General features: G+C 69.1%; 20 protein-coding genes. 14 read left to right on the plus strand and 6 right to left on the minus strand.

Annotation, left to right across the window (positions count from 1 at the left end; translation table 11 throughout):
- Positions 1 to 62: 62 nt before the first annotated feature.
- Both hrcA and HCU73_RS10925 read left to right on the plus strand, forming a co-directional pair.
- The gene (gene hrcA / locus HCU73_RS10920; RefSeq protein WP_420853579.1) at positions 63 to 1,160 is read left to right on the plus strand and encodes a heat-inducible transcriptional repressor HrcA; all 1,098 of its coding nucleotides are present in this window, start codon (positions 63 to 65) and stop codon (positions 1,158 to 1,160) included.
- Between the two features lie 30 nt (positions 1,161 to 1,190).
- Positions 1,191 to 1,751, plus strand: a complete 561-nt coding sequence (locus HCU73_RS10925) for a nucleotide exchange factor GrpE (protein ID WP_168623493.1) — start codon at positions 1,191 to 1,193, stop codon at positions 1,749 to 1,751.
- Here the strand turns inward: HCU73_RS10925 and mutS are convergent.
- Positions 1,748 to 4,387 (minus strand): DNA mismatch repair protein MutS, encoded by a 2,640-nt coding sequence (gene mutS / locus HCU73_RS10930; RefSeq protein WP_168623494.1) that lies wholly within the window; start codon positions 4,385 to 4,387, stop codon positions 1,748 to 1,750. The two genes, HCU73_RS10925 and mutS, sit on opposite strands and share 4 nt — an antisense overlap.
- Positions 4,388 to 4,520: 133 nt before the next feature.
- Between mutS and HCU73_RS10935 the strand changes: the two genes are divergently transcribed.
- The 3 genes from HCU73_RS10935 (at position 4,521) to HCU73_RS10945 (ending at position 7,357) form a co-directional block, all read left to right on the plus strand.
- Positions 4,521 to 6,785 carry an NADP-dependent malic enzyme gene (locus tag HCU73_RS10935; protein ID WP_168623495.1) on the plus strand — a complete coding sequence of 755 codons (2,265 nt, stop codon included), beginning with the start codon at positions 4,521 to 4,523 and terminating at the stop codon, positions 6,783 to 6,785.
- A 63-nt stretch (positions 6,786 to 6,848) separates the two neighbouring features.
- Complete coding sequence (locus HCU73_RS10940) at positions 6,849 to 7,064, plus strand: type II toxin-antitoxin system CcdA family antitoxin (protein WP_168623496.1); 216 nt, start codon at positions 6,849 to 6,851, stop codon at positions 7,062 to 7,064.
- Positions 7,064 to 7,357 carry a CcdB family protein gene (locus HCU73_RS10945; protein ID WP_168623497.1) on the plus strand — a complete coding sequence of 98 codons (294 nt, stop codon included), beginning with the start codon at positions 7,064 to 7,066 and terminating at the stop codon, positions 7,355 to 7,357. Before HCU73_RS10940 ends, HCU73_RS10945 begins: the two co-directional genes overlap by 1 nt.
- Before the next feature lie 3 nt (positions 7,358 to 7,360).
- Here HCU73_RS10945 and dnaJ read toward each other — a convergent pair whose 3' ends face one another.
- Together dnaJ and dnaK are read right to left on the minus strand one after the other, a co-directional pair.
- A complete protein-coding gene (dnaJ, locus tag HCU73_RS10950) occupies positions 7,361 to 8,518 on the minus strand; it encodes a molecular chaperone DnaJ (protein ID WP_168623498.1) in 1,158 nt (385 codons plus the stop codon).
- A gap of 70 nt (positions 8,519 to 8,588) precedes the next feature.
- Complete coding sequence (gene dnaK / locus HCU73_RS10955) at positions 8,589 to 10,496, minus strand: molecular chaperone DnaK (protein ID WP_168623499.1); 1,908 nt, start codon at positions 10,494 to 10,496, stop codon at positions 8,589 to 8,591.
- 183 nt (positions 10,497 to 10,679) lie between these two features.
- Here dnaK and HCU73_RS10960 point away from each other — a divergent pair, with 183 nt between their 5' ends.
- Positions 10,680 to 11,285: an alpha-ketoglutarate-dependent dioxygenase AlkB family protein gene (locus HCU73_RS10960; RefSeq protein ID WP_338052080.1), complete on the plus strand. Its 606-nt coding sequence runs from the start codon at positions 10,680 to 10,682 to the stop codon at positions 11,283 to 11,285.
- Here the strand turns inward: HCU73_RS10960 and HCU73_RS10965 are convergent.
- Positions 11,282 to 12,103 carry an ABC transporter permease gene (locus tag HCU73_RS10965; protein ID WP_168623500.1) on the minus strand — a complete coding sequence of 274 codons (822 nt, stop codon included), beginning with the start codon at positions 12,101 to 12,103 and terminating at the stop codon, positions 11,282 to 11,284. The two genes, HCU73_RS10960 and HCU73_RS10965, sit on opposite strands and share 4 nt — an antisense overlap.
- A gap of 132 nt (positions 12,104 to 12,235) precedes the next feature.
- Between HCU73_RS10965 and cysQ the strand changes: the two genes are divergently transcribed.
- From cysQ to HCU73_RS11005, 8 genes are all read left to right on the plus strand, one after another.
- The gene (gene cysQ / locus HCU73_RS10970; RefSeq protein ID WP_210730597.1) at positions 12,236 to 13,045 is read left to right on the plus strand and encodes a 3'(2'),5'-bisphosphate nucleotidase CysQ; all 810 of its coding nucleotides are present in this window, start codon (positions 12,236 to 12,238) and stop codon (positions 13,043 to 13,045) included.
- Positions 13,042 to 13,842 carry a 3-deoxy-manno-octulosonate cytidylyltransferase gene (locus HCU73_RS10975; RefSeq protein ID WP_168623502.1) on the plus strand — a complete coding sequence of 267 codons (801 nt, stop codon included), beginning with the start codon at positions 13,042 to 13,044 and terminating at the stop codon, positions 13,840 to 13,842. Before cysQ ends, HCU73_RS10975 begins: the two co-directional genes overlap by 4 nt.
- Positions 13,842 to 15,035, plus strand: a complete 1,194-nt coding sequence (locus HCU73_RS10980; protein WP_168623503.1) for a glycosyltransferase family 2 protein — start codon at positions 13,842 to 13,844, stop codon at positions 15,033 to 15,035. Before HCU73_RS10975 ends, HCU73_RS10980 begins: the two co-directional genes overlap by 1 nt.
- A gap of 121 nt (positions 15,036 to 15,156) precedes the next feature.
- Complete coding sequence (gene galU, locus HCU73_RS10985; protein WP_168623504.1) at positions 15,157 to 16,050, plus strand: UTP--glucose-1-phosphate uridylyltransferase GalU; 894 nt, start codon at positions 15,157 to 15,159, stop codon at positions 16,048 to 16,050.
- An 8-nt stretch (positions 16,051 to 16,058) separates the two neighbouring features.
- On the plus strand, positions 16,059 to 17,303 hold the full coding sequence (locus tag HCU73_RS10990; protein ID WP_210730598.1) for a glycosyltransferase: 1,245 nt from the start codon (positions 16,059 to 16,061) through the stop codon (positions 17,301 to 17,303).
- Positions 17,300 to 18,310 carry a glycosyltransferase family 2 protein gene (locus HCU73_RS10995; protein WP_168623506.1) on the plus strand — a complete coding sequence of 337 codons (1,011 nt, stop codon included), beginning with the start codon at positions 17,300 to 17,302 and terminating at the stop codon, positions 18,308 to 18,310. Before HCU73_RS10990 ends, HCU73_RS10995 begins: the two co-directional genes overlap by 4 nt.
- Positions 18,307 to 20,007, plus strand: a complete 1,701-nt coding sequence (locus HCU73_RS11000; RefSeq protein ID WP_168623507.1) for a beta-1,6-N-acetylglucosaminyltransferase — start codon at positions 18,307 to 18,309, stop codon at positions 20,005 to 20,007. Before HCU73_RS10995 ends, HCU73_RS11000 begins: the two co-directional genes overlap by 4 nt.
- Positions 20,008 to 20,010: 3 nt before the next feature.
- A complete protein-coding gene (locus HCU73_RS11005; RefSeq protein ID WP_168623508.1) occupies positions 20,011 to 21,447 on the plus strand; it encodes a sulfotransferase in 1,437 nt (478 codons plus the stop codon).
- A 10-nt stretch (positions 21,448 to 21,457) separates the two neighbouring features.
- Here the strand turns inward: HCU73_RS11005 and HCU73_RS11010 are convergent, their stop codons facing one another.
- Entirely contained in the window at positions 21,458 to 21,922 is a 465-nt protein-coding gene (locus HCU73_RS11010) for a PTS sugar transporter subunit IIA (protein WP_168623509.1), read from the minus strand.
- Between the two features lie 79 nt (positions 21,923 to 22,001).
- Complete coding sequence (gene hpf, locus HCU73_RS11015; protein ID WP_168623510.1) at positions 22,002 to 22,577, minus strand: ribosome hibernation-promoting factor, HPF/YfiA family; 576 nt, start codon at positions 22,575 to 22,577, stop codon at positions 22,002 to 22,004.
- Between the last annotated feature and the right edge of the window lie 69 nt (positions 22,578 to 22,646).

The following is a 22,646-nucleotide window of genomic DNA, read 5'->3' on the forward strand; positions in this document are numbered from 1 at the left end:
TTTATCTCCTGTTCACCCGTGGGGCGGGGATAGTCCGCGCCCGCCCCGCGACGCAAGCCCGAATGGCCGGCAGGACCATGAAGACGACCGACCGCATCACCGATCCGCGCAGCGTGCTCGCCGACCTCAACGACAGGTCGCGCGAGGTGTTCCGGCGCGTGGTCGAGGGCTACCTGGAAACCGGCGCGCCGGTGGGCTCCCGCACGCTGACGCGCAGCTTGTCGGAACAGGTGTCGGCCGCGACGATCCGCAACGTCATGCAGGACCTGGAATACCTGGGCCTTCTCGACAGCCCCCACATCTCGGCCGGGCGCGTGCCGACGCAAATGGGCCTGCGTATGTTCATCGACGGCTTCCTCGAGGTGGGGGAGCTGGCCGCCGCGGACAAGCAGAACCTCGACGACACGCTGGGGTCGAACACCGGCGATGTGGGCGCGGCGCTCGACCGGATCGGCGCGGCGCTGTCGCATGCCACCCACGGCGCCAGCGTCGTCCTGACCCCCAAGCGCGAGGCGCCGATCAAGCATATCGAGTTCGTGTCGCTGTCGCCCGAGCGGGCGCTGGTGGTGCTGGTGTTCTCGGACGGCCACGTCGAAAACCGCCTGTTCCAGCCGCCGCCCGGCCATACGCCCAGCGCGATGCGCGAGGCGGCCAACTACCTCAACGCCCATCTTGCCGACCGCACCCTGTCCAGCCTGCGCGCCGAGATGGTGCGCGAGGTGGAATCGCGCCGCGCCCAGATCGACGAGATCGCGAACCACCTGATCGAGGCGGGCCTGGCCGTCTGGGAGGCCGACGGGCAGGATTCGGGGCGCCTGATCGTTCGCGGGCGGTCAAACCTCTTGTCCGATGCCGCCGAGGCCGAGGAGCTGGACCGCATCCGCCTGCTGTTCGACGACCTGGAGCGCAAGCGCGACATTGCCGAATTCCTCGAGCTTGCCGAGGCGGGCGAGGGGGTGCGCATCTTCATCGGGTCGGAGAACAAGCTTTTCTCACTTTCGGGTTCCGCTCTGGTCGTCTCTCCCTATATGAACGCGGACCGGAAGATCGTGGGCGCGGTCGGTGTCATCGGCCCGACCCGTCTGAATTACGGGCGCATCGTCCCGATCGTGGATTACACGGCGCAGCTGGTCGGCAAACTCATCGCCGACCGGGGCTGAGGCGCCGCAAGGAAGGGTGAAGAGGCACTTATGTCCGACGCGAAACAGGACCATTTCGCTGAAACCGACGCGGCCGAGGAGGCCGTGACGCCCGAGGCCGAGCCGGCGGGCGAAACCCTCGACGAGGTGGAGGCGCTGCGGATCGAACGTGACGACCTGAAGGACCGGCTGCTGCGGACGCTGGCCGAATCGGAGAACGTGCGCAAACGTGCCGACCGCGACCGCCGCGAGGCCGAGAAATACGGCGGCACCCGCATCGTGCGCGACCTGCTGCCGGTCTACGACGCCCTGCGCCGCGCGCTGAACAGCGCCGCGGACGCGCAGGGGGCCGCCGCCGATGCCGCGCTGGTCGAGGGCGTGGAGCTGACGCTGAGGGAACTCCTGAAGGTGCTGACCAAGCACGGCGTCACGCCCATCGTGCCCGAGGTGGGCGACCGCTTCGACCCGGAAAACCACGAGGCCATGTTCGAGGCCCCCGTGCCGGGCACCAAGGCCGGCGACATCCTGCAGGTGATGGCCGAGGGCTTCCTCCTGCACGACCGGCTGGTCCGGCCGGCGCAGGTCGGCGTGTCGTCGAACACCGCCGGCTAGGATTTCTCGGCCAGGTCCTTCAGATCGTAGAGCAGCATCAGCGCCTCGCGCGCCGTCATCTCGTCGGGATGCACGGCGGCGAGGCGGTCCTTCAACGGCGACGGCCCGGCTTGTTTCACGGGCCGCGGCGGCGGCGCGGCGGCGAACAGCGGCAGGTCGTCGATGACGGCCTTGCGGTCACCGCCCTCGCGCTCGCCCTTTTCCAGCGCATCCAGCACCTCGTGCGCCCGGGCGACGACGCTGTCGGGCAGGCCCGCAAGCTTGGCCACCTGCACCCCGTAGGACCGGTCGGCCGCGCCCTCGCGCACCTCATGGAGGAAGATCACCTCGCCCTCCCACTCCTTGACCGCCACGGTGGCGTTGCGCAGGCCGGGCAGGCGGCCCGCGAGGCTGGTCATCTCGTGGTAATGCGTGGCGAAAAGCGCGCGGCAGCGGTTCACCTCGTGCAGGTGTTCCAGCGTCGCCCAGGCGATCGACAGGCCGTCATAGGTGGCCGTCCCGCGCCCGATCTCGTCGAGGATGACCAGCGCGCGGGCATCCGCCTGGTTCAGGATCGTGGCGGTTTCCACCATCTCGACCATGAAGGTCGACCGCCCGCGGGCGAGGTCGTCGGCAGCGCCGACGCGGCTGAAGACCTGGCTGACGAGGCCGATTTCGGCGCGTTCGGCAGGCACGAAACTGCCCATTTGAGCCAGAATCGCGATCAGCGCGTTCTGGCGCAGGAAGGTCGACTTGCCCGCCATGTTCGGGCCGGTCAGGAGGGTGATGGCCGCGCCGTCACCCTCGGGGCTCAGCGTGCAGTCGTTGGCCACGAAAGGCGTACCCTCGCGGGCGAGCGCGGCCTCGACCACGGGGTGCCGCCCGCCTTCGATGGCAAAGGCGCGGTCCTCGCGCATCTCGGGCCGGGTCCAGTTGCCCTCGGTCGCCCGGCGGGCCAGCGCGGCGGCAAGGTCCAGTTCCGCCAGCGCGCGGGCGGTCAGGCCGATCCGGTCGGCCTGGCCCAGAACGGCCTCGCGCAGGGACTGGAACAGGGCGCGCTCGATCTCCTGCGCCCGGTTGCCTGCGTTGAGGATCTTGGTTTCCAGCTCCGACAGCTCCAGCGTGGTGAAGCGCACGGCGTTGGCGGTGGTCTGGCGGTGGATGAAGGTCTCGGACAGCGGCGGCGAGAGTATCTTCTGCGCATGGGTCGCCGTCGTCTCGATGAAGTAGCCCAGCACGTTGTTGTGCTTGATCTTGAGCGAGGCGACGCCCGTTGCCTCGACATACTCGGCCTGCATCCCCGCGATCACCCCGCGCCCCTCGTCGCGCAGCCGCCGCACCGCGTCGAGATCGGCGTCGTAGCCCGGCGCGATGCTGCCCCCGTCGCGGAGCTGCACCGGCGGTTCGGCCACCAGCGCGCGGTCGAGGAGGGCGGAGAGGTCATCGTGCCCGGCAAGGCCATCACGGGCGGCGGCAAGAACCGTCGGCAGGTCGACGCCGGACAGCGCCCCGTGCAGCGCCGCGGCGCCCGACAGCGCGTCGCGGATGGCGGCCATGTCGCGGGGGCCGCCGCGGTCGAGGGCGAGGCGCGACAGGGCGCGGTCGAGGTCGGGGATGCGGCGCAGCTGGCGCTCCAGATCGTCCCGAACCAGCCGGTCAGAGACGAAAAACGCCACCGCGTCGTGGCGGTCGCGGATCGTCTGCAGGTCGGTGGACGGCCCGGAAAGCCGCCGTTCCAGCAGACGCGCGCCCCCGGCGGTCAGGGTCCGGTCGATCACCGACAACAGCGTGTTCGCCCGCCCGCCCGCCAGCGCGTGCGTCAGTTCCAGGTTCCGGCGCGTCGCGGCGTCGAGCTGCAGCACCTGCGCCGCGCTCTGCCGCCGTGGCGCGCGCAACAGCGGCAGGCTGCCCTTCTGCGTCAGGTCGAGGTAGTCGACCAGCGCCGCCATGGCGCCCAGCTCCGGCCGGTCGAAACTCCCGAATCCGTCCAGCGACGCGACCCCGAACAGCCGGGCCACCCGCCCCTCGGCCGAGCGGCTGTCGAAGCTCGACGGCGCCAGCGGCGTGACGGCCGCCCCGATCTCCTCGATCGCGGCGATGCGCTCGGGCGTCATGCCGTCTGACACCAGCACCTCGCGCGGCATCAGGCGCGCCAATTCCGGCCCGAGGCGGACGGGCGGGCAGGGCATCACCCGGAAATCCCCGGTGGAGATGTCGCACCACGCCAGCGCGCCGTCGCCCCGGATCTCGGCATAGGCGGCAAGGTAGTTGTGCCGCCGCGCCTCCAGCAGCGTGTCCTCGGTCAGCGTGCCGGGGGTGACCAGCCGGATCACCTCGCGCCGGACGACGGCCTTGGACCCACGCTTCTTCGCCTCGGCGGGGTCCTCCATCTGCTCGCAGATCGCGACGCGAAACCCCTTGCGGATCAGGGTCAACAGGTAGGATTCGGCACTGTGCGCGGGCACCCCGCACATCGGGATGTCGTCGCCCAGGTGCTGCCCGCGCTTGGTCAGCGCGATATCGAGCGCCTCGGCCGCCGCCACGGCGTCGTCGAAGAACATCTCGTAGAAATCGCCCATCCGGTAGAACAAGAGCGCATCGGCATGTTGCGCCTTGATCTCCAGGTATTGCGCCATCATCGGCGTCACTTGGCTCATCCCGCCCCCCGCAGTCGCGGGCCCGAGCCTACGCAAGCGCCGGGGCGGATTGAAGCGGCAAAAGGCCCTTGTTGCCGGGGGGCCGCGCTGTGGCTACACCAAGTGCCGGATGAAGGGGAGGACGCGCCGCACCATGGCCGACAAGAACAAGATCACCCGCGACGAGGCGCTGGCCTATCACCTGGAACCCTACCCGGGGAAGATCGACATCGTCGCCTCGACGCCGATGGCAACCCAGCGCGACCTGAGCCTCGCCTATTCGCCCGGCGTGGCGGTGCCCTGCGAGGTGATCGCGGAGCGGCCCGAGACGGCCTATGACTACACCACCAAGGGCAACCTCGTGGCGGTGGTGTCGAACGGCACCGCGGTGCTGGGCCTCGGCAACCTCGGCGCGCTGGCCTCCAAGCCGGTGATGGAAGGCAAGGCGGTGCTGTTCAAGCGCTTTGCCGACGTGAATTCCATCGACATCGAGCTGGACACCGAGGACCCCGACGAGTTCTGCAAGGCCGTGAAGCTCATGTCGCCCACCTTCGGCGGCATCAACCTCGAGGACATCAAGGCGCCCGAGTGCTTCATCATCGAGCAGCGCCTCAAGGAAGAATGCGACATCCCCGTCTTTCACGACGACCAGCACGGCACGGCGGTGATCTGCGCCGCGGGGCTGATCAACGCGCTGCACCTGACGGGCAAGAAGATCGAGGACTGCAAGATCGTGCTGAACGGCGCCGGCGCGGCGGGGATCGCCTGCATCGAGCTGCTCAAGACCATGGGCGCGCGGCACGACAACTGCCTCGTCTGCGACACCAAGGGCGTGCTCTACCAGGGCCGCACCGAGGGCATGAACCAGTGGAAATCGGCCCATGCGGTCAAGACCGACCTGCGCACGCTGGCCGACGCGATGAAGGGCGCCGACGTGTTCCTGGGCGTGTCGGTGAAGGGCGCCGTCACGCGGGACATGGTCGCCAGCATGGCCGAGAACCCGGTGATCTTCGCCATGGCGAACCCCGATCCCGAGATCACGCCCGAGGAGGCGCGCGAGATCCGGCCGGACGCCATCGTCGCCACCGGGCGGTCGGACTACCCCAACCAGGTGAACAACGTCCTCGGCTTTCCCTACCTGTTCCGCGGTGCGCTGGATATCCACGCCCGCGCGATCAACGACGAGATGAAGATCGCCTGCGCCGAGGCGCTGGCGGCGCTGGCGCGGGAGGACGTGCCGGACGAGGTGGCGGTCGCCTACGGGCGCAAGCTGTCCTTTGGGCGCGACTACATCATTCCCACGCCCTTCGACCCGCGGCTGATCTACACCATCCCGCCCGCCGTGGCGCGGGCCGGCATGGACACCGGCGTCGCGCGGCGGCCGATCGTGGACCTCGACCGCTATGCCAAGGGGCTGCGCGCGCGGCTCGATCCCACCAGTTCGATCCTTCAGGGCATCTACGCCCGCGCCAAGCAGGCGCAGGCGCGGATGATCTTCGCCGAGGGCGATGACGTGCGCGTGTTGCGTGCCGCCGTGGCCTACCAGCGGCAGGGGCTGGGCAAGGCGCTGGTCGTCGGCCGCGAGGGGGACGTGAAGGAGAAGCTGGAAAGCGCCGGCCTCGCCGACGCGGTGCGCGAGCTGGAGGTGGTGAACGCGGCCAACACCCGGCACCTGGAAAGCTACAAGTCGTTCCTCTACCAGCGGCTGCAGCGCAAGGGGCATGACCGGGCCGACATCCACCGGCTGGCGGCGCGCGACCGGCATGTCTTTGCCGCGCTGATGCTGGCGCACGGGCATGGCGACGCGCTGGTCACCGGGGCGACGCGGAAATCGGCCTACATCCTCGACCTGATCGGCAAGGTCTTCGACGCCCGCGCGCAGGACGGGGCGGTGGGGATCACGGCGCTGCTGCACAAGGGGCGGATCGTGCTGATCGGCGACACGCTGGTGCACGAGTGGCCCGAGAAGGAGGATCTTGCGCTGATCGCGCGGCGCGGCGCGCAGCTGGCGCGCGACCTGGGCCTCGAGCCGCGGGTCGCCTTCGTCAGCTTCTCGACCTACGGCTATCCGGTCAGCGAGCGGGCCGAGAAGATGCAACAGGCGCCGGCCGTGCTGGACGCCCAGGGCGCGGATTTCGAGTACGACGGCGAGATGGCGGTGGACGTGGCGCTGAACCCCGAGGTGATGGCGCAGTATCCCTTCACGCGGCTGTCCGGGCCGGCCAACGTGCTGGTCGTGCCGGCGCGGCACTCGGCGTCGATTTCCGTGAAGCTGATGCAGGAGATGGCGGGCGCCACCGTGATCGGGCCGATCCTGACGGGGCTGAAAAGCCCGGTGCAGATCTGTTCCTCGGTCTCGACGGCGAACGACATCCTGAACATGGCCGTGATGGCGGCCTGCGAGATCGGGCGGCGCTGACCGCGTTTGCGCTTTGGATGCGCCTTCCGGGTGTGTATGTTGGGCACACACGGAGGGTGCACCATGGGCAAGCAGCGGACCAACATCACGATCGACGCCGACCTCCTGGCCTATGCGCGGGAGAAGGGCCTGAACGTGTCGGCCATCACGGAGGAGGCACTTCGCGCCGCCCGGCGCGAGGCGTGGGCGCAGGAGAACGCGGCAGCCATCGACTCGCTGAACGCGTGGGTCGAGCAGAACGGTCTGCCGCTGGCGAAATATCAGGTGCTCAAGGTCTGATGGCGCAGTATCGGGTCTACCGCCTGCAAGGGGGCGAGCTGGTGCTCGACCTTCAGACCGACATGATCGCGACGTCCACCCGAATCGTCGCGCGCCTCGTGCCGCCCGAGGAGGTCGGGCCGGCCCTGAAGGACGCCACGCCGATCCTGCGGGTGGACGGGCGGCCCATGTTGCTCCTGACGACGCACATGGCGGCTGTGCCGGGGGCGATCCTGCAGGACGAGGTGCAGGATCTGTCGGGTGACAGCTACACCATCCTCCGCGCCGTCGACATGGTGTTCACCGGGATCTGAGGCTCAGCCGGTCATCCCGTCCCAGAAGTTCTTGACCTTGTCGAAGAACCCGCTGGCGTTGGGGTTGTTCGACTTGGCGCTGATCTCCTCGAACTTGCGCAGCAGGTCCTTCTGCTCGGAGGTCAGCTTCACCGGCGTCTCGACCTGCAGCTCGATGTACATGTCGCCGATGCCGGGGCCGCGGAGCTGGGGCATCCCCTTGCCGCGCAGGCGCATCTGGCGACCCGATTGCGAGCCCTCGGGCACCTTCACGCGGGACCGGCCGCCGTCGATCGTCGGCACCTCGATCTCGCCGCCGAGCGCGGCCTTCACCATCGACACCGGAACCCGGCAGAACAGGTCGATGCCGTCGCGCTGGAACAGGGTGTGCTCGCCGACCTCGATGAAGATGTAGAGATCGCCCGCCGGCCCGCCGCGCAGGCCCGCCTCGCCCTCGCCCGACAGGCGGATGCGGGTGCCGGTCTCCACCCCCGCGGGGATGTTCACCGACAGCGCCCGCTCCTTTTGCTGGCGGCCGGCGCCGCCGCAGGTGCGGCAGGGGTTCTTGACGATCTGGCCGACGCCCGAGCAGGTCGGGCAGGTCCGTTCCACGGTGAAGAAGCCCTGCTGCGCGCGCACCTTGCCCATGCCGGAACAGGTGGGGCAGGTGGTGGGCTCGGCGCCACCCTCCGAGCCGGTCCCGTTGCACGACCCGCAAGCGACCGAGCTGGGCACGGTGATCTGCTTGGTCAGGCCCGCGTAGGCCTCCTCGAGACTGATCCTGAGGTTGTAGCGCAGGTCCGAGCCGCGGCTGGCGCGGGTGCGGGCGCCGCCGCGCTGGCCGCCCATGAAGTCGCCGAACAGGTCCTCGAACACGTCCGAGAAGGCGCTGGCGAAATCGCCCTGCCCGGGCCGCCCGCCGAAGCCGCCGGCGCGCGCGCCGCCCGCCATGCCGCCGTCGAAGGCCGCGTGGCCGAAGCGGTCGTAGGCCGCCTTCTTGTCGGGGTCCTTGAGCACGTCATAGGCCTCGTTCACTTCCTTGAACTGGGCCTCAGCGTCGGGGTTGTCGGAATTGCGGTCGGGGTGAAGCTCCTTCGCCTTCTGGCGATAGGCCTTCTTGAGCTCTTCGGCGGAGGCGCCCTTCGAGACCCCGAGCACCTCGTAGTAATCGCGCTTTGCCATGTCGTTCCTTCCCTGAACGCATGGACCGGCCAGGGTTGCCCCGGCCGGTCGCCTTGGTCACGTCACGCGATCAGCCGCGCTTGCGGGAGTCGTCGAGATCCTCGAAATCGGCGTCGACGATGTCGTCGTCCACCGGGCGGGCGCTGTCGCCATCATCGGAATCGGCCTGCTCCTGCTGCGACTTGTAGATCGCTTCGCCCAGGCGCATGGCCGCATCGGTGACGTTCTGGATGCCGCCCTTGATCTTGCCGGCGTCCTCGGTCTCGATCTGCTCCTTGAGGTTCTTGATGGCGAGCTCGATCGCCTCGACCGTGGCCGGGTCGACCTTGTCGCCGTGCTCCTCGAGCGACTTCTCGGTCGAGTGGATCAGGCTTTCGGCCTGGTTCCGGGTCTCGACCAGCTCGCGGCGCTTCTTGTCGGCGTCGGCGTTCTCCTCGGCCTCGCGCACCATCCGTTCGATATCCTCGTCGGACAGGCCGCCCGAGGCCTGGATCGTGATCTTCTGCTCCTTGCCGGTGCCCTTGTCCTTGGCGGACACCGAGACGATGCCGTTGGCGTCGATGTCGAAGGTCACCTCGATCTGCGGCACGCCGCGGGGCGCGGGCGGGATCTGCTCGAGGTTGAACTGGCCGAGCATCTTGTTGTCGGCCGCCATCTCGCGCTCGCCCTGGAACACGCGGATCGTCACGGCGTTCTGGTTGTCCTCGGCGGTCGAGAAGATCTGCGACTTCTTGGTCGGGATCGTGGTGTTGCGGTCGATCAGGCGGGTGAACACGCCGCCCAGCGTCTCGATGCCGAGCGACAGCGGCGTCACGTCGAGCAGGACCACGTCCTTGACGTCACCCTGCAGCACGCCGGCCTGGATCGCCGCGCCCAGCGCCACGACCTCGTCGGGGTTGACGCCCTTGTGCGGCTCCTTGCCGAAGAACTTGGTCACTTCCTCGACGACCTTGGGCATCCGGGTCATGCCGCCGACGAGGACCACCTCGTCGATGTCGCCCTTGGACAGGCCCGCGTCCTTGAGGGCCGCGGCGCAGGGCTTCATCGACTTGGAGATCAGGTCGCCCACCAGGCTTTCCAGCTTGGCGCGGGTCAGCTTCATCACCAGGTGCAGCGGCTGGCCGGTCTTGCCCATCGAGATGAAGGGCTGGTTGATCTCGGTCTGGCTGGCGGACGACAGCTCGATCTTGGCCTTTTCCGCCGCTTCCTTCAGGCGCTGGAGCGCCATCTTGTCGGCGGTCAGGTCGACGCCATGCTCCTTTTTGAACTCCTCGGCGAGGTAGTTCACGATCCGCATGTCGAAGTCTTCGCCGCCCAGGAAGGTGTCGCCGTTGGTCGACTTCACCTCGAACAGGCCGTCGTCGATTTCCAGGATGGTGATGTCGAAGGTGCCGCCGCCGAGGTCATAGACCGCGATGGTGCGGGTTTCCTTCTTGTCGAGACCGTAGGCCAGCGCCGCGGCCGTCGGCTCGTTGATGATGCGCAGCACCTCGAGGCCCGCGATGCGGCCGGCGTCCTTGGTCGCCTGGCGCTGGGCGTCGTTGAAGTAGGCGGGCACGGTGATGACGGCCTGCGTCACCTCTTCGCCGAGGTAGCTTTCGGCGGTTTCCTTCATCTTGGTCAGGATCTGCGCCGAGACCTGGCTGGGCGAGAACTTCTCGCCGCGCACCTCGACCCAGGCGTCGCCGTTGCCGCCGTCGACGATCTTGTAGGGGACCAGCTTCTTGTCCTTCTCGACCTCGGCGTCGCCGAGGCGGCGGCCGATCAGCCGCTTGACCGCGAAGATGGTGTTTTCCGGGTTGGTGACGGCCTGCCGCTTGGCGGACTGGCCGACCAGCCGCTCGTCCTCGGTGAAGCCGACGATCGAGGGCGTGGTGCGCGCGCCTTCCGAGTTCTCGATGACGCGGGGCTGGCTGCCATCCATGATGGCGACGCAGGAGTTGGTGGTGCCGAGGTCGATGCCGATGACTTTGGCCATGTCGATCAGGTCCCTTCTTTCAAGCGAACGGGCGGTGGCGGGTCCGTTCCGGCCCCCGATGCCGCCTTGCAGATGGCTATGGAATTGGCCGGGATGCACGCCCCGACCGGTTCGGAGGGTATATAGGAGGGGGGTCTGGGCCCTGCAAGCGGGGCCGTCGGACCGGAAAAGGAGGAAATTCGCGTGATTTCGGCGCTGGATGTGGGGGGTGTGGCGGTGTGGGCGGGCTGGCTGTCGCCCGCGGCGCAGGCCCAGATGGTCGCGGATGTCCGCGCGGTGGCCGCGGCCGCGCCCTTCTTCACCCCCGAGACGCCGCGGGGGCAGAAGATGTCGGTGCGGATGACGGCGGCGGGCGACTACGGCTGGGTCAGCGACCGGCGCGGCTATCGCTACGAGCGCCGCCACCCCTCGGGCGTGGCCTGGCCGCCGATCCCCGGGTCGGTGCTGGCGGTGTGGCGGGCGCTGTCGGGGGTCGACCGCGCGCCCCAGTGCTGCCTCGTGAACTGGTACGGCGAGGGCGCGAAGATGGGCCTGCACCAGGACCGCGACGAGGCCGATCTCGCCATGCCGGTGGTGTCGATCTCGCTGGGCGACGACGCGCTGTTCCGTGTCGGCGGGACCGTCCGGGGTGGGCCCACGCGGTCGGTCTGGCTGCGGTCGGGCGACGTGGCGGTGCTGGGCGGTGCGGCGCGGCTGGCCTACCACGGGATCGACCGGGTGCGCCCGGGGTCGTCCACCCTGCTGCCCCGGGGCGGGCGGATCAACCTGACGCTGCGCGTGGTGGATTAGCGCCCGGCGCTCCAGCTCGCCGAGGCGTGCTTGCGGGTATAGGCCTCGGCCATGAAGCCGATGAGCAGGCCGACCAGCGTGAAATACAGCGGGTATTCCCAGTTGGAGTGGTGCGGGAAATAGTTCCGGAACACGAAGCCGCGCGACTGGTCGATGATGTGGAACAGCGGGTTCCAGTCGAAGAAGGCGATGATCGACGTCGGCAGCATGTTGGCGACGAACATCTTGCCCGAGGCGATCATGTTGGCGCGGACATAGACCAGCTGGATGATGTGCACGAGGTCCGGCGCCCAGGGCTTGGCCGCCATCAGGACGATCCCGATCACGCAGCCCGTGGACCAGGCCAGCAGGAACATCAGGAAGGCGCCGGGCCAGTAGTGGATGTCGAGCGGCGTGAACAGCGTGTGCAGCACCAGGAGCAGCACGAACAGGCTGACCGTCTTGATGTAGAGCACGGACAGCGCCGTCGACAGGATCGACACCAGCGTGTTCATCGGCGCGTGCTGCATCATCGCCGAGGTGGGCCCCTCGGCGTTCATCACCTGCTGCACCGCCTGGATATGGGTGAGATAGGCGAAGATGCCGGTCATCAGGTACAGCATGAAATCGCCGCGCACCGAGACCGAGCGTTGCCCCAGCACGGTGAACATCACGTAGAAAGCCGCGATGAACAGCATCGACTGCACCACGCTGAGCACGATCGCCCAGATCGCGTTGCGGTGCTTCTGCCGCACCTGCCGGGCCGCCGCGAAATAGGTCAGCTGCAGCATGTTCAGCGCGAGGCTGAGCGTGGATCGTGTGCGTCTGGCCTCGAACATGCGCGGTGTGCCCCGCTTGCTACCTGTGGTCTGCTCTGCCCGTGTTTCGTCGCGCGGCGGGGAGGGCCGGACTTGCCCCGCGGGCCTGTGGCGACGATAACGCGCGAGGAGTTAACAGGCAATCAAGGCCAAATGGAGGCGGATGTGGATTACGATCGGATGATGCGGGTGTTCCGGGCGGCCGCGATCGAGGCGGGCGACCGCATCATGGAGATCTACGGCGCCGAGGATTTCGAGGTGCGCGCCAAGTCCGACGCCAGCCCTGTGACCGAGGCCGACGAGGCCGCCGACGCGCTGATCTCGGCGCGGCTGCGGGTGGCCTTTCCCGACCTGCCGCTGGTGACCGAGGAACAGGCCGACAGCCACGACCAGTCGGCCGCGACTTTCCTGATCGTCGACCCGCTGGACGGCACCAAGGAATTCGTCCAGCGCCGCGGGGATTTCACCGTGAACATCGCCTTTGTCGAGGCCGGCGTCCCCGTCCGCGGCGTGGTCTATGCCCCGGCCAAGGGGCGGCTGTTCTACACCGACGCCGAGGGCAACAGCGTCGAGGAAGACGGCCCCTTCGACATCGAGAAAACAGGCTCCGTGCGGCCGATCCGGGTCGGAAAACCGGACAACGCGGCGCTCTACGTCGTCGCGTCCAAGTCGCACCGGGACGCGGCGACCGACGCCTACATCGCCCACTACGGCGTCGCCGACCTGAAGAGCGCCGGATCCTCGCTCAAGTTCTGCCTCGTGGCGACCGGCGAGGCCGATCTCTACCCGCGGCTCGGGCGCACGATGGAGTGGGACACGGCGGCCGGCGACGCGGTGCTGCGCGGCGCGGGAGGGCACGTGATCCGCTTCGAGGACCACGCGCCCTTCACCTACGGCAAGCCGGGTTTCGCCAACGGCTTCTTCATCGCCCATGCGCCGGGCGTCGCGCTGGTGAAACCTTGAGCGTCGTCTGCGTCATCCCGGCGCGCTACGCCTCGACCCGCTACCCGGGCAAGCCGCTGGCGTTGCTGCGCGGCGCGACCGGCGAGGCCCGCAGCCTGATCGAACGCAGCTGGCGCGCGGCCTGCGAGGTGTCGGGCTTCGACGCGATCCACGTCGCCACCGATGACGACCGCATCGCCGAGGCCGCCCGCGCCTTTGGCGCCAGTGTCCTGATGACCTCGTCGGACGCCCGCAACGGCACCGAGCGCTGCGCCGAGGCGCTGGCGCAGCTGGGCGAGGGTGTCGAGATGGTGGTGAACCTGCAGGGCGACGCGCCGCTGACGCCGCCCTGGTTCCTCGAGGCGCTGATCGCGGGCCTGCGCGCCGACAGCCAGGCCGCACTCGCCACCCCGATCCTGCGCTGCGACGGCGAGACGCTGGCCGCGCTCAAGGCCGACCGCGCCGCCGGGCGCGTGGGCGGCACCACGGCGGTGGTCGATAGCGCGATGCGGGGGCTCTACTTCTCCAAGGAAGTGATCCCCTACACCTCCAGCCCTTACGCCGCCGAGGCGCCGACGCCGGTGTTCCACCATGTGGGCGTCTACGCCTACCGGCCGTGGGCGCTGCACGCCTATCCCGACTGGCCGGTCGGGCCGCTGGAGACGCTGGAGGGGCTGGAGCAGCTGCGCTTCCTCGAGGCCGGCCATGCCGTGCGCTGCGTCGAGGTCGAGGCGCGCGGGCGCAAGTTCTGGGAGCTGAACAACCCCGAGGACATCCCCCGGATCGAGGCGATGCTGGCCCAGATGGGCCTGCCCTGATGGACGCCCCGCGGCTGAGCGTGGTCGTGGTCAGCGCCGGGCGCCCCCGCGCGCTGGCCCGCTGCCTCACCGCGCTGGGCCAGCTGCGCTCCACCCGGGTCGAGGCGATCGTGGTCGCCGACGCGCCGGGGCTGGCGGTCGCGCGGGCGCATCCGCTGGCCGACCGGCTGGTGCTGCTGCCGCAGGGCGAGGAGAACATCTCGGCCGCGCGCAACGCCGGGATCGCCGCGGCGGCGGGCGAGGTGGTGGCCTTTGTCGACGACGACGCGGTGCCCGAGCCCGGCTGGGCCGAGGCGATCCTGGCCGGGTTCGACGACCCGCAGGTGATGGCGGCGACCGGGCCGGTGATCGGGCGCAACGGGTTCTCGCTTCAGTGGGGGCGGATGGCGGTGGACGCCACCGGCCGCGACCGCTGGCTGGCCGCGGACGAGACGCCGGGGCCGGCCGAGGCGCCGAAGCTGCACGGCACCAACATGGCGCTCCGGCGGGACTGTGTGACCCGAACGGGCGGGTTCGACACCGGTTTCCGCTTCTATCTCGACGAGACCGACCTTGCCCTTCGGTTGCACCGCGCCGGTGACCGGATGGCCTGGCTGCCCGGCGCGGTGGTGCATCACGGCTTTGCGGCCAGCCGGCGCCGGACCGAGGACCGGGTGCCGCTGGACCTGTTCGACGTCGGCGCCTCCACGGCGCTGTTCCTGCGCAAGCACGCCCCCGACGCGCTGGAACCGGCGCTGTCGCAGCTGGAGGCCGACCAGCGGGCGCGTCTGTTGCGGCTGGCGCGGCGGCGCAGGCTCGGGGCGCGCGAGATGCGGGCACTGATGGAGAGCCTGGCCGCCGGGATCGCCGAGGGGCGTGGCCGCGACAGCGCGGTGCCGGCGCTGTCGCCGTCGGACCGGCCCTTCCTGCCGCTCCGCCGCGACCTGCCGCCCGCCATGGCCGGCCTGCACGGCTGGCGGCACCGGGCCGGCGCGCTGCGGGCCGAGGCGGCGGCGCGGGTGGCCGAGGGCCAGCCGGTGGCGCTGGTCCTGCTGGACCCGACGCCGCGCAAGCACCGGTTGAGCTTTACCGAGGGGGGCTGGTGGGAACAGATGGGCGGCCTCTACGGCCCGTCGGACCGTGCCGGACCGCGCCTGCAGCCGTGGCGGTATCGCAGCCGAACCGCCGCCGAATTGCGCAGATGGGCCATGTAACGACGGCGGAGTTCCCGCTATTTGTTCACATGGACATGCAATTCCGATTCGGCCGTGATAGATGGGTGGGGCACCCTCTCCCGGCGGGGCATGTCGCGGGAATTGAGCGAGGACCATTTCCATGAAGAAACGTGTAACGAAGGCCATCTTTCCCGTGGCGGGCCTGGGAACCCGCTTCCTTCCGGCGACGAAGTCGATCCCCAAGGAGATCATGACCCTCGTCGACCGCCCGCTGATCCAGTATGCCATCGACGAGGCGCGCGCGGCGGGGATCAAGGACTTCATCTTCGTCACCAGCCGCGGGAAATCGGCGCTGGAGGACTACTTCGACAACGCCCCCGAGCTCGAGAACGAGCTGCGCAAGAAGGGCAAGACCGAGCTCCTCGAGATGCTCAAGACCACCAACATGGAATCGGGCGCCATCGCCTACATCCGCCAGCACAAGGCGCTGGGCCTCGGCCACGCCGTCTGGTGCGCGCGGCGGCTGCTGTCCGACGAGGCCTTTGCCGTCATCCTGCCCGACGACGTGATCGCCGCCGAAACCCCCTGCCTGCAGCAGATGGTCGAGGCCCATGCCGAGACCGGCGGCAACATGGTCGCCGCGATGGAAGTGCCGGCCAGCAAGACCTCGTCCTACGGCATCCTCGACATCGGCGAGGACATGGGGTCGGTCGTGAAGGTCAAGGGCATGGTGGAAAAGCCGGCGCAGGGCACCGCGCCGTCGAACCTGGCCGTGATCGGCCGCTACATCCTGACGCCCGAGATCATGCAGAACCTGAGCCGCATCAAGTCGGGTGCGGGCGGCGAGCTGCAGCTGACCGACGCCATCGCGCAGGAGATCGAGCAGTCGCAGAACGTCTACGGCTACCGGTTCCGGGGCCAGCGGTTCGACTGCGGGTCCAAGGCGGGCTTCCTGCAGGCGACCGTCGCCTTCGGGCTGGCGCGCGAGGACCTGCGCGACGAGTTCGCGCATTTCCTCAGCGACATGGTCTCATCGCGCAGCGCCGCGCAGTAATCCACGCCATGGCGGGGTTGGGTCAGGCCGGGACGATCTGGCTTGACGTGACCCGGCTTGTGACCCGCGCCGGGCGTGGCGTGCTGACCGGCATCGACCGGGTCGAACTGGCCTACCTCCGACATCTGCTGGCCGCCGATGCGCCGGACACGCGTTACCTGTTGCGGTCGACGCGGGGCCACCTCCTGCTCGACCGGCGCGGGGGCGCGCGGCTGGCCGATCTTGCCGCCGGCGGCGCGCTCCCGGCGCGGGGCGATCTGCTTTCCCGCCTCATCGGAAAAGGCTCGAACCCGCGGCACAGGGTCGAATCCGCGCTGCGCCCGGTGGCGGTCGACCGCTGTCTGCCGTCGGGCCTGCCGCGGATGTTGCGGCGGTCGGGCGGGGCGCTGACCTATCTCAACACCGGGCACGCGAACCTGTCGGAGGCAACGCTCGGCGCACTTGGCGCCGACCCGCGGGTCCGGGTCGCGGTGCTGATCCACGACCTGATCCCCATCGCCCACCCCGACCTCGTCGCCGAGGACATGCCTGCGCGCTTCGCCGGGCGGCTGGGGTGGGTGCGGGCACATGCCGACCTCGTCATCTGCAACTCGGCCGCCACCGCGGCCGAGCTGTCGGCCCATTGGGGCGACGGGGCGCCGCGCCCGCCCGCCGTGGTGGCGCCACTGGGCCTCGACCCGGCCCCGCGGGGCGCCGGCCCGCGCGACCCGCTGCATTTCGTGATGCTGGGCACCATCGAGCCGCGCAAGAATCACGCCCTGATCCTCGCGGTGTGGGAACGGCTGGCCGAGGCGCTGCCGGCCGACCGGATGCCGAACCTCCACGTCATCGGCCCGACCGGCTGGCGGGTCGAGGCGCTGATGGCGCGGCTGGCCCGACATCCGCTGACGGGGCGGTCGATCCACCTGCACGGCGCCCTGCCCGAGGCGGCGGTGCAGGACCACCTGGCGCGCGCCGTGGCGCTCCTGTTCCCGTCGCTGGCCGAGGGCTACGGCTACCCCCCGCTCGAGGCCGCGCTGGCCGGGGCGTTGCCGATCTGCAGCGACCTGCCCGTGTTCCGTGAAACGCTTGGCAAGAGCGCCGTTTACCTTGACGGGACGGACGCTTATCCTTGGCTGGAAACGATCAAGAAACATGTCCTGGGTACAGAGGTGCTGCCGACCCTGCCCGCGCCCGTGGCGCCACGCTGGGGCGCGCACTTCGACACGGTAGGCCCGGCGTTGGGCAGCATCGAGCGGAAGGGCCCTGAATGAAGGCGGTGAAACGGTATGCATTGCGCCTGGAGCGCAAGAAATACCTCGTTCGCGCCTGGCGAAAGAGCCGGTCCCTGCGCGTCGTCGCGGACCGGACGGACGCGATCGGCCCGCGGGACGTGCTGTGCTTCTGCACGCTCCGCAACGAAAGGGTGCGGCTCAAGTATTTCCTGTCCTACTACCGCGACCGGGGCGTGTCGCATTTCCTGTTCGTCGACAACGACAGCAACGACGGCACCCGCGAGTTCCTGGCCGAGCAGCCCGACTGCTCGGTCTGGACCACGCCCGAAAGCTACAAGCGGTCTCGCTTCGGGATGGACTGGATCAACCGCCTGCTGCGGCTTTACGGGCACAAGCACTGGTGCCTGGTGGTCGACCCCGACGAGTTCCTGGTCTATCCGTTCAGTGACACCCGGCCGATCCCGGCGCTGACCGACTGGCTCGAAGCCTCGTCGATCAAGAGCTTCGGGGCCATGATCCTCGACATGTACCCCAAGGGCCCGATCACCGCGCAGCCCTATGCCGAGGGGCAGGACCCGTTCGAGATCGCCTGCTGGTTCGACCCCGGCAACTACGTGATCCGCCGCAACTGGGACTACGGCAACCTCTGGATCCAGGGCGGCCCGCGGGCGCGCCTGTTCTTCGAGGAGACGCCGGCCAAGGCGCCGGCGCTGAACAAGATCCCCCTGGTGAAGTGGCACCGGAGCTATGCCTACGCCAGTTCCACCCACATGCTGCTGCCGCGGGGCCTGAACCTCGTGTTCGACGAATGGGGCGGGGAAAAGACCTCGGGCGTCCTGTTGCACGCCAAGTTCCTCGACACCTTCACCGAGAAGGCCGCGGAGGAGCTGGACCGGCGCGAACACTACGCCGCCTCGGCCGAATACCGCGCCTACCACGAGGGGCTCAGCCGCAACCCGGACTTCTGGACCAAGTGGTCCGAGCGCTACATCAATTGGCGCCAGCTGGAGATTCTGGGTCTCATGTCCAAGGGGAACTGGGCATGAGCACGCTGGGCTTCGTCATGCTGTGCCACACCGCGCTGCACCGGGCGGCGCAGGTCGCGCGCCACTGGGCCGAGCGCGACTGCCCCATCGTCATCCATGTCGACCGCCAGGTGAAGCGCGCCCGCTTCGAGGCGTTCCGCAAGGAGCTGGCCGATCTCGAGAACGTGCGCTTTTCCCGCCGGGTGCATTGCGAATGGGGCACCTGGTCGCTGGTGCAGGCGTCGCAGATGGCGGCCGAGCAGCTGCTGGCCGAGTTCCCCGCGGTGCGGCACGTCTACCTGGCCTCGGGCTCCTGCCTGCCGCTGCGCCCGGTGGACGAGCTGCGCGCCTACCTCGCCGCGCGGCCGATGACCGATTTCATCGAGAGCGTCACCATCCGCGACGTGGACTGGACGGTGGGGGGCCTGAACGACGAACGGTTCAAGCTGCGCTTTCCGTTCTCGTGGAAACGGCACCGGGTCCTGTTCGACGCCTACGTGGAGCTGCAGCGCAAGATCGGCTTCAAGCGGCGCATCCCCGACGGCGTGGTGCCGCACCTGGGCAGCCAATGGTGGTGCCTGACCCGCCAGACCCTGAGCGCGATCCTCGAGGATCCGCGCCGCCGCGAGCTGGAGGCGTATTTCCGCCTCGTCTGGATCCCCGACGAAAGCTATTACCAGACGCTTGTGCGCAACTACGCCCGGACGATCGAAAGCCGGTCGCTGACCCTGTCCAAGTTCGATTTCCAAGGCAAGCCGCACGTCTTCTACGACGACCACCTGCACCTGCTGCGCCGGTCCGACTGCTTCGTGGCGCGCAAGATCTGGCCCCGGGCGAACCGGCTCTATTCCACCTTCCTGACCGACGACGCCGCGGTCAGCCGCATGGCCGAACCCGCGCCGGGCAAGATCGACCGGGTGTTCTCCAAGGCGCTGGAGCGGCGGACACGGGGGCGGCCGGGCCTCTACATGCACAGCCGCTATCCCAATCCCGACTGGGAAAACGGCAAGACCGCCGCGCCCTATTCGGTGTTCCACGGCTTCAACGACCTGTTCGAAGATTTCGAAAGCTGGCTGTCGCGGCGGCTGGGCACCAGCGTCCATGGCAACATCTTCGACCGCAAGCGCGCCCGCTTTGCCGGCGACGCGGCGATCTACGCGGGCTGCCTGTCGGCCAACGCCACGCTCAGGGACTACGACCCCGAGCATTTCCTGACCAACCTGATCTGGAACACCCGCGGTGAGCGGCAGGTGTTCATGTTCGGCCCCGCCGACAACCAGCAGGTCGGGTCCTTCATGGCCGGCGACGCGAACGCGCAGATCTCGGTCATCAGCGGGGCCTGGGCGGTGCGGCTCTACCGCACGAACCGCAATTTCTCCGAGATCCGGCAGGAGGCCGCGGCGCTGCAGCGGCGCGAAATCGACTTCATCAACACGCTCCGCCACGTCAAGGCGCGCGCCGACATCCGCATCTGGACCCTGGCCGAGTTCGTCGAGGAGCCGATGGAGAACCTGCAGGGCATCCTCGACGCGATGGAGGGCGCCAACGCGCTCCGGCTGACCGAGGCGCCGCGCATGGTCGACCTGTCGGGCTTTGCCGGGTTCCTGCAGTCGCTGCGCAACCAGGGCATGAACCCGATGACGGTGGGCGACTTCCCGCAGGAGGGGCTGGTGCACCGCCCGCCGTCCGACCGCAACCGCCCCTATCTCGTGACGTGAGCCATGGCCGACCGCCGCTTTGACGCCTTCGTCCTGTTCGCCGAGATGCGGACCGGCTCCAACTACCTGGAAGACAGCCTGAACGCGCTGCCCGACGTGACCTGCCACGGCGAGGTCTACAACCCCACCTTCCTCGGCCATCACAACCGGTTCGAGCTGTTCGGCTACGACATGGACCGGCGCGAGGCCGATCCGCTGGGCCTGCTGGACGCGATGATCGCGCAGACCGACGGGTTGCCGGGGTTCCGCCTGTTCCACGACCACGACGACCGGGTGGTGGACCGGGTGCTGCCCGATCCGCGGATCGCCAAGGTGATCCTCACGCGCAACCCGCTCGACAGCTACGTCAGCCGCAAGATCGCCACCGCGACGGGCCAGTGGCTCCTGAAGGACGCCAAGAACCGGCGCAGCGCGCAGATCCGCTTCGACGCTGACGAGTTCGCCGAGCTGATGGAACGGCTCGCCGCGTTCCAGGACCGGCTGCGGCGCGGGCTGCAGGTGAGCGGGCAGGCGGCCTTTCACATCCGCTACGAGGACATCAACGATGCCGAGGTGCTGAACGGGCTGGCGGCCTTCCTCGGCTCCGAAGGCAGGCTCGACGCGGCGTCGAAGACCCTGAAACGGCAGAACCCGGGCGACCTGTCGGAAAAGGTCGAGAACTACGCCGAGATGCTGGCGGCGCTGCGAGAGGTCGACCGCTTCGGCCTGACCGCGAGCCCCGAGGCGGAACCGGCGCGCGGGGCGCAGGTGCCGGGCTTCGTCGCCCATCCCACGGCGGGGCTTTTGTTCCTGCCGGTCAAGGGCGCGCCCGAGAACGCGGTGATCGACTGGCTGGCCGAGATCGGCGGCGTGGGCCGCGACGCGCTCCTGCGCAAGCTGACCCAGAAGGACCTCAAGCAGTGGATGAAGGACCATCCGGGCTACCGCAGCTTTACCGTGCTGCGGCACCCCGCCCGGCGGGCCTATGCCAGTTTCTGCCGCTTCGTCCTGCCCGACGACCGCCCCGCCTATGCCGAACCGCGCAAGGTGATGCGACAGCGCTACAAGCTGCCGATCCCCGACGGCGCCCCCGGCCCCGGCTGGACCGAGGCGGAGCAGAAGGCGGCCTTTGCGGCCTTCCTCGACTTCCTCAAGGCGAATCTCGCCGGGCAGACCAGCGTGCGGATCGACCCGGCCTGGGCCTCGCAATCGGCGATCCTGCAGGGCATGGCGCAGGTGGTGCAGCCCCACCACATGATCCGCGAGGAGGAGATGGCGACCGCGCTGCCCGACCTCGCCCGCGCCGCCGGCGTGGCCGAGCCGCCCGTGCCCCGCGCCGAGGCGATCCCGGGCGGCATCCCCTTTGCCAAGGTGATCGACGGCAAGGTGGAAAAGGCCGCGATCAACGCCTACCGCCGCGACTACCTCGGGCTGGGCTTCGGCCGCTGGGGCAAGGGCTGAGGCGCGGCGGTCAGGCGGCCTTGCTGGCCTCGTACTCGGTCAGGAGCGTATGCAGCGTCGCGGCGTCGGAATTGGCGCGCAGCTTGGCGCAGAGCGCCGGGTCGCGCAGCGTGCGGGACACCAGCGCCAGTGCCTTGAGGTGGTCGACGCCGGTGTCGGCCGGCGCGAACAGGGCAAAGACCAGGTCAACGGGCTGCCGGTCGGCGGCGTCGAAGTCGATCGGTCGCTCCAGCCGGAAAAAGGCGCCGTGCACCTCGGTCAGCTCGGACAGGCGGGCGTGCGGCAGGGCGACGCCGTGGCCGACGCCGGTGGGCCCGAGGCTTTCGCGCTCCTGCAGGGCGTCGAAGATCTGCGCCTCGGGCAGCCCGATCAGGTCATGCGCGAGATCCGCGATCGACTGCATCAGGCGCTTCTTGCTGGTCACGTCCGCCAGCACCCTCACGGCGCGTGGCTTCAGCAGCGACGACAGGTTCATCCCATCCCCCTCGTGACCCGCTGACCGGATCGGTTGCCTGGCGCGGCGGCCCCGTTCCGGGGCGCGCCGCGTGGTCTGCTCATTCCATCCGGGGGTCTATCCAGCCGACGTTTCCGTCCTCGCGCCGATACACGACGTTGACCCCGCTGTGCTTTTCGTTCCGAAACACCAGGACGGGCGCACCGGCCAGTTCCATCTGCATCACCGCTTCGCCGACAGAGAGGGACGGGATCCGCATCTCCATCTCGGCCACGATGATCGGCTGCAGATCTTCCGGCTCGTGCTCCTCTTCCTCGTGCCCTGATCGGGCAAGGACATACATGGGTGCCTGCTCGGTTTCAACGGGGTGCGGCCTATCGCGGTGATGGTCTTTCAGGCGGCGCTTGTAGCGGCGCAGCTGCTTGTCCATCTTCTCGCAGGTGCTGTCGAAGGCGGCGTAGATCTCGTGCGCATGGCCCTTGGCCGAGGCGGTCAGGCCGGTCGACAGGTGAACAGTGGCTTCGCAGACGAACTCGGCACCGGACTTCGAGAACACCACGGTCGCGTCGGTCGGGCGCTGGGCATACTTGCCCACCGCGGCGCCGAGGCTGTCCTTGACGTGGGTCTGCAGCGCATCGCCGATGTCGATCTGTTTTCCACTGATTTGATAGCGCATGGGTCCTCCGCTATTCGGGCGCGCGGGGGGTGCCGGGCCGGAATGGCCCGTTCGCCCCGCGCATGAGGC

The organism is Roseicyclus persicicus, from assembly GCF_012395815.1.
In the GTDB taxonomy this organism is placed as follows: domain Bacteria; phylum Pseudomonadota; class Alphaproteobacteria; order Rhodobacterales; family Rhodobacteraceae; genus Roseicyclus; species Roseicyclus persicicus.

Bases quoted from the DNA above. Each gene is read 5' to 3' on its own strand.
- HCU73_RS10925 (WP_168623493.1), top strand. From the start codon at position 1,191: ATGTCCGACGCGAAACAGGACCATTTCGCTGAAACCGACGCGGCCGAG.
- dnaK (WP_168623499.1), bottom strand. From the start codon at position 10,496: ATGGCCAAAGTCATCGGCATCGACCTCGGCACCACCAACTCCTGCGTC.
- HCU73_RS10940 (WP_168623496.1), top strand. From the start codon at position 6,849: ATGGGCAAGCAGCGGACCAACATCACGATCGACGCCGACCTCCTGGCC.
- HCU73_RS11000 (WP_168623507.1), top strand. From the start codon at position 18,307: ATGAGCACGCTGGGCTTCGTCATGCTGTGCCACACCGCGCTGCACCGG.
- galU (WP_168623504.1), top strand. From the start codon at position 15,157: ATGAAGAAACGTGTAACGAAGGCCATCTTTCCCGTGGCGGGCCTGGGA.
- mutS (WP_168623494.1), bottom strand. From the start codon at position 4,387: ATGAGCCAAGTGACGCCGATGATGGCGCAATACCTGGAGATCAAGGCG.
- HCU73_RS10980 (WP_168623503.1), top strand. From the start codon at position 13,842: ATGGACGCCCCGCGGCTGAGCGTGGTCGTGGTCAGCGCCGGGCGCCCC.
- HCU73_RS10990 (WP_210730598.1), top strand. From the start codon at position 16,059: ATGGCGGGGTTGGGTCAGGCCGGGACGATCTGGCTTGACGTGACCCGG.
- HCU73_RS10935 (WP_168623495.1), top strand. From the start codon at position 4,521: ATGGCCGACAAGAACAAGATCACCCGCGACGAGGCGCTGGCCTATCAC.
- HCU73_RS11005 (WP_168623508.1), top strand. From the start codon at position 20,011: ATGGCCGACCGCCGCTTTGACGCCTTCGTCCTGTTCGCCGAGATGCGG.
- HCU73_RS10945 (WP_168623497.1), top strand. From the start codon at position 7,064: ATGGCGCAGTATCGGGTCTACCGCCTGCAAGGGGGCGAGCTGGTGCTC.
- HCU73_RS11010 (WP_168623509.1), bottom strand. From the start codon at position 21,922: ATGAACCTGTCGTCGCTGCTGAAGCCACGCGCCGTGAGGGTGCTGGCG.
- hrcA (WP_420853579.1), top strand. From the start codon at position 63: ATGGCCGGCAGGACCATGAAGACGACCGACCGCATCACCGATCCGCGC.
- dnaJ (WP_168623498.1), bottom strand. From the start codon at position 8,518: ATGGCAAAGCGCGATTACTACGAGGTGCTCGGGGTCTCGAAGGGCGCC.
- hpf (WP_168623510.1), bottom strand. From the start codon at position 22,577: ATGCGCTATCAAATCAGTGGAAAACAGATCGACATCGGCGATGCGCTG.
- HCU73_RS10995 (WP_168623506.1), top strand. From the start codon at position 17,300: ATGAAGGCGGTGAAACGGTATGCATTGCGCCTGGAGCGCAAGAAATAC.
- cysQ (WP_210730597.1), top strand. From the start codon at position 12,236: ATGGAGGCGGATGTGGATTACGATCGGATGATGCGGGTGTTCCGGGCG.
- HCU73_RS10965 (WP_168623500.1), bottom strand. From the start codon at position 12,103: ATGTTCGAGGCCAGACGCACACGATCCACGCTCAGCCTCGCGCTGAAC.